The 8896-nt window shown below is 70.2% G+C and carries 8 protein-coding genes; all 8 read left to right on the forward strand.

Going from position 1 to position 8896, the window contains the following annotated elements:
• The coding region (locus tag C5B96_RS14625) for a penicillin-binding transpeptidase domain-containing protein (protein WP_146078202.1) at positions 1–1602 on the forward strand (1602 nt) is incomplete at its 5' end.
• A gap of 54 nt (positions 1603–1656) precedes the next feature.
• Positions 1657–2253: a helix-turn-helix transcriptional regulator gene (locus C5B96_RS14630; RefSeq protein WP_104246095.1), complete on the forward strand. Its 597-nt coding sequence runs from the start codon at positions 1657–1659 to the stop codon at positions 2251–2253.
• On the forward strand, positions 2250–3563 hold the full coding sequence (locus C5B96_RS14635) for an MFS transporter (RefSeq protein ID WP_233189225.1): 1314 nt from the start codon (positions 2250–2252) through the stop codon (positions 3561–3563). The genes C5B96_RS14630 and C5B96_RS14635 overlap by 4 nt, the downstream gene beginning before the upstream one ends.
• 35 nt (positions 3564–3598) lie before the next feature.
• A complete protein-coding gene (locus tag C5B96_RS14640; protein WP_199176669.1) occupies positions 3599–5203 on the forward strand; it encodes an ABC transporter substrate-binding protein in 1605 nt (534 codons plus the stop codon).
• A gap of 65 nt (positions 5204–5268) precedes the next feature.
• On the forward strand, positions 5269–6321 hold the full coding sequence (locus tag C5B96_RS14645) for an ABC transporter permease (protein ID WP_104246096.1): 1053 nt from the start codon (positions 5269–5271) through the stop codon (positions 6319–6321).
• Between the two features lie 2 nt (positions 6322–6323).
• Entirely contained in the window at positions 6324–7337 is a 1014-nt protein-coding gene (locus tag C5B96_RS14650; protein ID WP_199176670.1) for an ABC transporter permease, read from the forward strand.
• On the forward strand, positions 7334–8173 hold the full coding sequence (locus C5B96_RS14655) for an ABC transporter ATP-binding protein (protein WP_104246097.1): 840 nt from the start codon (positions 7334–7336) through the stop codon (positions 8171–8173). The genes C5B96_RS14650 and C5B96_RS14655 overlap by 4 nt, the downstream gene beginning before the upstream one ends.
• Positions 8173–8896: ABC transporter ATP-binding protein (locus tag C5B96_RS14660; protein ID WP_104246098.1), on the forward strand; the 724-nt coding region annotated here is incomplete at its 3' end. The genes C5B96_RS14655 and C5B96_RS14660, both read left to right, overlap by 1 nt.

Consider the following 8896-nt stretch of genomic DNA (forward strand, 5'->3'; position numbering starts at 1 on the left):
GCGCGGCGCGACCTCGACATCCTCCCCTCGATGCTGAAGGCCAACACCATCACCCAGGCGCAGTACGAGGAGGCGCTCGCGACGCCCGTGACGCCGCAGATCACGCCCGTGTCGACCGGATGCTCGACCGCCAACAGCATCGGCGCCGGCTTCTTCTGCGACTACGTCGGCCGGGTGATTGCGAACAACGCCCTGCTCGGAACCGACGAGTCCGGCGCGCCGAAGAGCCTCAGCCGCGGCGGATACGACATCTTCACCACGCTCGACGTCGACCTGCAGACGGCCGCCCACGCGAAGCTCGACGCGCACGTTCCGCGCTCGAGCAACGTGCTCGACCTCGGCGCCTCGCTGGTGACCGTCGAGCCGGGCACCGGCCGCATCCTCGCGATGGCGCAGAACAAGGAGTACAACGCCGACCCGGGTGCCGCCACCCCCGAGAGCACCGCGGTGAACTACGGAACCGCGTTCGTCGACGGCGGGTCGACCGGCTTCCAGGTGGGCTCGACCTACAAGATCTTCACGCTCGCCGAGTGGCTGAAGCAGGGCAACGCGTTGAACGACCGCATCAACGGCAACCAGCGCGCGTGGGACCTGTCGACGTTCAAGGACTCCTGCCTCGGCTCGGGCACGGGCACCTACACGCCGAAGAACGACGGTGGCTCGAACCCCGGCACGACCACCGTGCTGAGCGCCACCGCCTCGTCGGTCAACAACGCCTACCTCGGCATGGCGCAGCGGCTCGACCAGTGCGAGATCCGCAAGACGGCCGAGGCGTTCGGCGTCGCGCGGGCTGACGGCCAGCCGCTCACCTCCTACGTGAGCGACGTTCTCGGCACCAACGAGATCGCACCGCTGAACATGGCGGCCGCGTTCGCCGCCGTCGCCAACGAGGGCGTCTACTGCGCACCCGTCGCGATCTCGCGGATCGTGGATGCCGCCGGCAGCGAACTCGCTCTGCCCCCCGCCGCCTGCGCGCCCGCCGTGTCGCCCCAGGTCGCTGCCACCATGGCCTACGCGCTCACGAGTGTGGTCACCAACGGCACCGCCACCGCCTCCAACCCGCGGAACGGCATCCCGCACTTCGGCAAGACCGGCACGACCGACTCGGAGAAGGACACCTGGTTCGTCGGGTCGACGACGAACCTCACGACCGCGGTCTGGGTGGGCAACGTGGTGGGCGACGTGTCGCTCCGCAACTCCTCGATCGACGGTACGAACGGCGCGAGCCTCCGGCACGTGGTGTGGAAGGACTACATGTCGGCCGCCGACGGAAAGTACGGGGGAGAGGCCTTCCCCGCTCCCGATCGCTCCCTGCTACAGGGTGTGCAGGTGCGCATCCCTTCGGTGACCGGGCAGTCGATCGACTCGGCCCGCGCGGCGATCGAGGCGGCCGGTTTCGGCTTCGAAGACGGCGGAACCGTCGCCTCCGACCAGCGCGCCGGCACGGTCGCCCGCACGAACCCGAGTGGCTCGGCGTCACGGGGAGCGGTCGTCACGGTCTACACGAGCGACGGCAGCGGTGTGCAGCAGCCGCAGCCGACGCGTGGCCCGATCGTGCCCGTTCCGACCGCTAACCCGCTGGCGGTGCTCCCGCCGGGGTGAGCCCGAGCGTGCACAACTCTTGTGCACAGAATGTGTGCATGCAAGACTGTCGGCATGCCGACCGACGACACTCCCGACCAGCCCTACACCGGCATGCGCCTCGACGAGCGGGCGGTGCGCGTGCTCGCGCACCCGCTCCGCTCGCGCATCCTCGGGCGCCTGCGCATCGACGGGCCCCTCACGGCCACCGAGCTGGCCGCTCTGCTGCAGACCAACACCGGCGCGACGAGCTACCACCTGCGGGCGCTCGAATCGGTGGGGCTCGTCGCCGACACCGAGGAGGGGGTCGGCAAGCGCCGGCTCTGGCGGGCCTCCACCGACTACCACTCGTGGAACAACTCCGACTTCGCCGGCTCCGAAGACGCCCGCACGGCCCTCGGCTGGCTGCAGCGCGACTACGTGCGCCAGTTCGCCGCGCGCGCCGAGCAGTGGCTCGACGTCGCGGAGGGCTGGCCGGCCGAGTGGGTCGACACTCTGGGCCTGAACGACACCTTCGTCGAGGTGACACCGGCCCAGTCGCTGCAGTTGCAGCGGGAACTGGATGCTCTGCTCGCCCGGTACCGCACGGTCGGCCGTGGGGCACCCGACGCCCGGCGCATCCACGTGCACACCTTCGCGAGCCCCGTCGACCTCGACGCGCCCGCCCGGTGACCGACCACACCCGGGCGGCGCTCTCGGCCGTGCAGGCCGAACACCGCTTCGTGCTGCTGACCGCCACGCGCTGGTTCCCCGTCGGCGTGGTGTTCGGGCTCACCGTGCTGCTGCCGCTGGAGCGCGGGCTCTCCGTCGCCGAGGTCGGTGTGCTGCTCTCGCTGCAGGGGTTCGTGGTGCTGGGCCTCGAACTGCCCACGGGTGGCCTGGCCGACGCGATCGGCCGCCGCCCCCTGCTCATCGTCTCCGGGGTGCTCGCCGTCGGCTCGACCGCGCTCATGATCGTCGCGCAGGGTTTCGGCATGTTCGCCCTCGCCCTCATCGTGCAGGGGGTGTTCCGTGCGCTCGACTCGGGCCCGCTCGAGGCCTGGTACGTCGACGCGGCACACGCCGCCGCCGGCCCCGCCGCCGAAACGGCCCCGCCGGCCATCGAACGCGGGCTCGCCCGTTCCTCCACCGTGCTCGGGGTCGCGATCGCGGCCGGTGCCGTCGTCGCGGGCCTGCTCGTCGCCTGGCATCCGCTCGCTCCCGCCTCCGCCCTCGTGCTGCCGTTCCTCGTGGCAGGCGCCCTGTACGCCGCGCACACCGTGCTGCTCGCCGCCCTCGTGCGGGAGCCCCGCCGCGCCGGCCGTGCGGCAGGGGCCGCCCTGACGGCGGGTCTCCGCGACGCGCCGGCCACGATCATCCGGAGCCTGGCCCTGCTCGGCCGCCGCCCGGTGCTCCGCGCGCTCGTGCTGGTCGAGGTCTTCTGGAGCGTGGCGATGATCGCGTTCGAGACCCTCACGCCCGTGCAACTCGCCGACACGCTGGGCGGGGAGGATGCCGCGGCCGCCCTCTTCGGGCCCGCATCCGCCGCAGCCTGGGGCCTGTTCGCCCTCGGCGCCCTGCTCGCCGGCCGCGCCAGCCGCCGCTTCGGGGTCGCCCGCACCGCGATCGCCGCACGTCTGCTGAACGGGGCCTTCGTCGTGCTGATGGGGCTGGTCGCCGGGCCGGTCGGCCTGATCGCGGCGTACTGGCTCGCGTACCTCACCCACGGGTCGGCCGGCCCGATGCACAACACGCTCCTGCACCGCGAGGCCGGGCCGACCAACCGGGCCGCGGTGCTGTCGATCAACTCGATGGTCGCGGGCGGCGCCTACAGTCTCGGCCTGCTCGCTCTCGGCCCTCTCGCCGAGGCCACCTCGCCCGCGGTCGCCTTCGTCGCAGCGGGCTGTTTCAGCCTGTTCGGAGCCCTCCTCTACCTCCCGGCGCGGCGCAGCGAACGCGCTCGCGGAAATACAATCGAAACGTCAAAGGCGTATAACAGGTAACACAGCACGCACCACGCACGAGAGGCAAGCTCCACATGACATTGAAGATGAACGGGACCGGCACGCGTCGATCCCTGAGGATCACGGGGCTCGTCGCCCTCGGGCTGGCCTCGGTGCTCGCCGTCTCGGCCTGCACCGACAACTCGGTCTCGACCTCGTCGACCGGCGCCGCCGACAAGACGCTCGTGATCGACAAGTCGTTCGACCTCAAGACGAGTGACCCGGCCCGGGCCTTCGAGCTCACCGGCAGCATCGTCGACAAGGCCCTCTACGAGACCGTTCTCGACTTCGAGGGCAGCGACGTCACGAAGGTCGTCCCGGGTATCGCCTCGTTCGAGGAGAACGCCGACAACACGGTGCTCACCCTCACCATGACGGGCACCCACACCTTCTCCGACGGCTCGCCGGTCACCGCCGACGACATCGTCTTCTCGCTGCAGCGCGTGCAGGGCATCGCCGGCAACCCGTCGTTCCTGCTCGATGGAGTGACCGTCGCCAAGGTCGACGACAAGACCGTCACGCTCACCAGCGCGACCTCGAACCCGGCTCTGCCGTTCATCCTGCCGAACCCCTCTCTCGGCATCGTCAACTCCAAGGTGCTGCAGGCCAACGGCGGAACCACCGGTGCGGATGACGCAGCCGAGGCCTTCCTCAACAAGACGTCGGCCGGCTCCGGCCCCTACCAGCTCGAGTCGTACGACGTCACCACGAAGGTCGCGTTCGCCCTGAACCCGAAGTACGCGGGCGACAAGCCGGCCTACAGCCGTGTCGTGCTCGAGAACGTCGAAGGCCCGACCCAGAAGATCAACGTGCAGGCCGGTTCGACGCAGGTCGCGCTCGACCTGAACGCCGACCAGGTGCAGGGCATGGACAGCTCGGTCACCATCAAGAAGGATGCCTCGCCGTACCTCATCTACAGCTGGTACAACCAGGACCCGGCCGTCGCCGGTGGTGTGACGAACAACGCCGACTTCGTGAAGGCCGTTCGCCAGGGCATCGACTACGACAAGCTGCTCTCCATCGCGGGTGAGGGTTCGACCCAGCCGGGCGGCATGGTCCCCTCGCAGTTCCTCGGCGCGATCACCAGCGACCCGGCCAACGTGTTCGACCTCGACAAGGCGAAGGCCTCGCTCGCGGCCTCCGGTTACGCCGGCCAGCCGGTCACCTTCTCGTACCCGAACGACATCACGGTCAACGGCCTGCAGATGCAGACGCTGGCCGAGGCCATCCAGTCGCAGTTGAAGGATGTCGGCATCACGCTGACACTCGCTCCCTCACCGATCTCGACCTTCCTCGACGCGTTCCGCGCCGGCACCCTGCAGTCGGGAATCATGTACTGGGGCCCGGACTACCCGGACCCGGCCGACTACCTGGTGTTCAACCCGGGCGAGTCGCTCGGCCTCCGTGCCGGCTGGGCAGCGGGCATGAGCCCCGACGTGACCGCAGCGGCGAGTGCCGCCTCGGCAGCCAGCGGTGACGACGCCCGGAAGGCTGCCTACGAGACCTGGCAGAACACCGCCAACGCCTCGGGTCCCTTCATCCCGGTCATCCAGCCCGGCCAGTACGCCGTCACGACCTCAGAGATCACCAGCCTCGATCTCAACCCGGTCTGGACCGTCAACATCGCCGACATCAAGTAAGTACGACCATCAGCACCACAGAAACGGCGTCGCTCCCAAGCGACGCCAGCACCCCCAGCGCCCAGGTGCCGGTCACGCTTCGGCGTGGCCCGCACCTGGGCCCGCTGGCCCGCTACATCCTCATCCGCTTCGGTATCAGCATCCTGCTGATCTTCGGCGTCACGCTCGTCACGTTCACGCTGGCGAACCTCGTGCCCGCCGACCCGGCGCAGGCCGCGCTCGGTGAGCGCGCCGCCTCCGACCCGGCGATCGTCGCGGCGTTCCGCGAGGCGCAGGGCCTCGACAAGCCGGTCGTGACGCAGTACCTGCTGTACATCGCGCACCTCTTCCAGGGCAACCTCGGCACCTCGACGCAGTCGCACAACCCGGTCTCGATCGACCTCTCCGTCGCGTTCCCCGCAACCGCCGAGCTCGCCCTCTTCGTGATCGTCTTCTCGATCATCATCGGCGTCGGCCTCGGTACCTGGGCGGCCATTCGGCAGAACCGGTTCAGCGACCAGCTCTTCCGCGTGCTGAGCCTCGTCGGCATCTCGATCCCGACGTTCTGGCTCGCGCTCGCCGCCTTCTACGTCTTCTTCTACCAGCTGCACTGGGCGCCGGGCACCGGCCGCCTCAGTGCGTCGTTGCAGGCGCCGCCGAAGGTGACGGGCATGTACACGATCGACGCCCTGGTCGCCGGCCAGTACACGACGTTCTTCAACGCGCTCTCGCACCTCGTGCTGCCGGGCCTCGTGCTCATTCTCTACACGGTCGGCCTGCTGGTGCGGTTCTCCCGCTCGGCCGTGCTCGACGTTCTGAACCAGGAGTACGTGCTGGCCGCACGGGCCAAGGGCCTCAGCCCGGCACGCGTCGTGTTCCGCTACGTGCTCCGCGGGGCATCCCTGCCCATCCTCACGATCGTCGGACTCGCCTTCGGCTCGCTGCTCTCGGGAACGGTGCTCACCGAGCAGGTGTTCGGCTGGGGCGGCATCGGGCAGTACGCCTACAAGTCGGCGACCACCCTCGACCTGCCGGCCGTCATGGGCGTCGGCCTCGTCGTGGGTGTCGTGTACATTCTGACCAACTTCATCATCGACGTCGTCTACGGCGTCATCGACCCCCGGGTGCGTGTGCAGTGAGTATGGCGAAGCCGCCCACCGGTCCGAGCGAATCGCGGCTCGAGCTCGAGTCCGACGCCGCCGCCGGTGCGGTCTACGACGAGGCTCTGGATGCCCGCGCCGCCGATGCCCGCGCCGGTGATGCAGATCGCGCCGGCGCCGCGACGCGCCTGCGGTTCGGTGCGCTCCGCAACCGCCTGCGCCTGCCCCCGACCTTCCGCCGGCCGATGGCGGTCGTCGGCATCACGATCATCGTGCTGTGGTTCCTGGTCGCGATCTTCGTGCCCTGGATCGCCCCCTACGACCCCCTCGCCCAGGCCTTCGACCGGCTGCAGGCGCCGAGCGCCGCGCACTGGTTCGGTACGGATGCCCTCGGCCGCGACGTGCTCAGCCGCACCCTGTACGGCGCGCGCATCTCCCTGCCGCTCGCGCTGATCCTCGTGGTGGCCTCGGCCATCATCGGGTCGGTGCTCGGCGCCGTCGCCGGGTACTTCGGCAAGGCGGTCGACGAGATCATCATGCGCTTCAGCGACCTGGTGTTCGCGTTCCCCACGATCATCCTCGCCATGATCGTGACGGCCGCCCTCGGCCCGAGCCTCACGAACGCCGTGATCGCGCTGCTGCTGGTGTCGTGGCCGAGCTACGCCCGCGTGATGCGGTCGATGGTGCTCGGAGCGCGCTCACGGGAGTACGTGGTGGCCGGCCGGCTGCTCGGGTTCAGCCCGTTCCGGTCGCTCCGCCGCGACATCCTGCCGAACGTCGCGGCGCCGGTGCTTGTGCTCGCGACGCTCGACTTCGGCAACGCCATCCTGCTGCTGTCGGGCCTGTCGTTCCTCGGTCTCGGCGCGACGCCGCCGACGCCGGAGTGGGGCGCTATGGTCGCCGACGGCGTGCAGAACTTCAGCGACTGGTGGCTCGCGGCCTTCCCCGGCCTCGCGATCTTCACCGTCGTGGTGGCGTTCAACCTCGTGGGCGACGCGCTCCGCGATTCGCTCGACCCGCGCACCGCGGGCGCAGTGCAGGGAGTCAAGATATGAGCGGGCCGACGACCCAGGGTCTCGAGCTCCGCGGGCTGACGCTCGAACTCGGTGCCAAGGGGAACCTGAAGCAGATCCTCCGCGGCATCGACCTCGACATCCCGGGCGGGTCGATCACCGGCCTCGCGGGGGAGTCCGGCTCGGGCAAGACGATGACCGGGCTCGCGATCTGCGGCCTGCAGCCGGCGGGGTCTCGCCTCGGCGGCACGATCTCGTACACGTCGCCCCGCACCACCACGCCGAACCTGCTGGCCCTGCGGCCGCGGGGAATGAACGCACTGCGCGGGCGGGAGATCGCGATGATCTTCCAGGATCCGACGGCGAGCCTGCACCCAATGATGACGATCGAGGCGCAGCTGACCGACGGGATGCGCCACCACCTGAAAGTCAGCCGCTCCGAGGCGCGGGAGCGCGCGCTCGCCCTGCTCGAGCGGGTTCGGGTGCCCGACCCCGCGACGGCACTGCGGAAGTACCCGCACCAGTTCTCGGGCGGGCAACTGCAGCGCATCGCGATCGCCATCGCGCTGGCCGCCGAGCCGAGCGTGCTCATCGCCGACGAACCCACGACGGCGCTCGACGTGACCGTGCAGGCGGGCATCCTGCGCCTGCTGCGGGAGCTCTGCGACACGCTCGACCTCGCGATTCTGCTGGTGACGCACGACCTCGGTGTGATGTCGGCGCTCGCGGACACGGTCACGGTCATGCGGTACGGCGAAGTGGTGGAGCACGGGTCGCGCTACCAGGTGATCCGTGAGCCGCGGAGTGCGTACACGAAGGCGCTGATCGACGCGCTGCCGCATCCGCCGGAGGAGAACACGATGGAAGGGACCCTCTGATGGCCGGCCAGCTGACCGTGCGCGACGCCCACGTCACCTACAAGCTGCCCGGGCGGCGCTCGCTCACGGCGGTCGACGGCGTGAGCTTCGACCTCGCTCCCGGCGAGGTGCTCGGGCTGGTGGGGGAGTCGGGCTGCGGCAAGTCGACGCTGGCCCGCGCGATCTGCGGGCTCGAACCGCTGGCGTCGGGCACCGTGGAGTTCGACGGGCAGCCGATCGTGGCGCTCGGGCTGCGGCGGCGGCCGGCGCACCTGCTCCGCATCCAGATGGTGTTCCAGAACCCGTACAGCTCGCTGAACCCCCGGCGGCGGGTCGGCGATCAGATCGAAGACGCGCTCGCCATCGCGCCTGCTGCCGAGCGATCATCCGTGGCCCAACTGCTCGACGACGTCGAGCTCGACCGGGCTGCTGCGGGGATGTTCCCGCACCAGTTCTCGGGCGGGCAGCGGCAGCGCATCGCGATCGCCCGCGCGATGGGGGCGCGGCCCGACATCCTCGTCGGCGACGAGCCGATCGCGTCGCTCGACGCGTCGCTGCAGGCCAAGGTCGCCACCCTCATGCGCGACGTGGCCCTGAAGAACGGCGCTTCACTGCTGTTCATCAGCCACGACCTGTCGGTCGTCCGCGTGGTCGCCGATCGTGTGGCCGTCATGCAGGCGGGCCGCATCGTGGAGACCGGCCCCGTCGCCTCCGTCTGGTCGGCCCCCGCCGCCCCCTACACGC

It is taken from the genome of Subtercola sp. Z020 (genome assembly GCF_002931235.1).
In the GTDB taxonomy this organism is placed as follows: domain Bacteria; phylum Actinomycetota; class Actinomycetes; order Actinomycetales; family Microbacteriaceae; genus Subtercola.

Excerpts from the sequence above, each read along its gene's own strand:
- C5B96_RS14630 (WP_104246095.1), top strand. The coding sequence starts at position 1,657 with ATGCCGACCGACGACACTCCCGACCAGCCCTACACCGGCATGCGCCTC.
- C5B96_RS14640 (WP_199176669.1), top strand. The coding sequence starts at position 3,599 with ATGACATTGAAGATGAACGGGACCGGCACGCGTCGATCCCTGAGGATC.
- C5B96_RS14650 (WP_199176670.1), top strand. The coding sequence starts at position 6,324 with ATGGCGAAGCCGCCCACCGGTCCGAGCGAATCGCGGCTCGAGCTCGAG.
- C5B96_RS14655 (WP_104246097.1), top strand. The coding sequence starts at position 7,334 with ATGAGCGGGCCGACGACCCAGGGTCTCGAGCTCCGCGGGCTGACGCTC.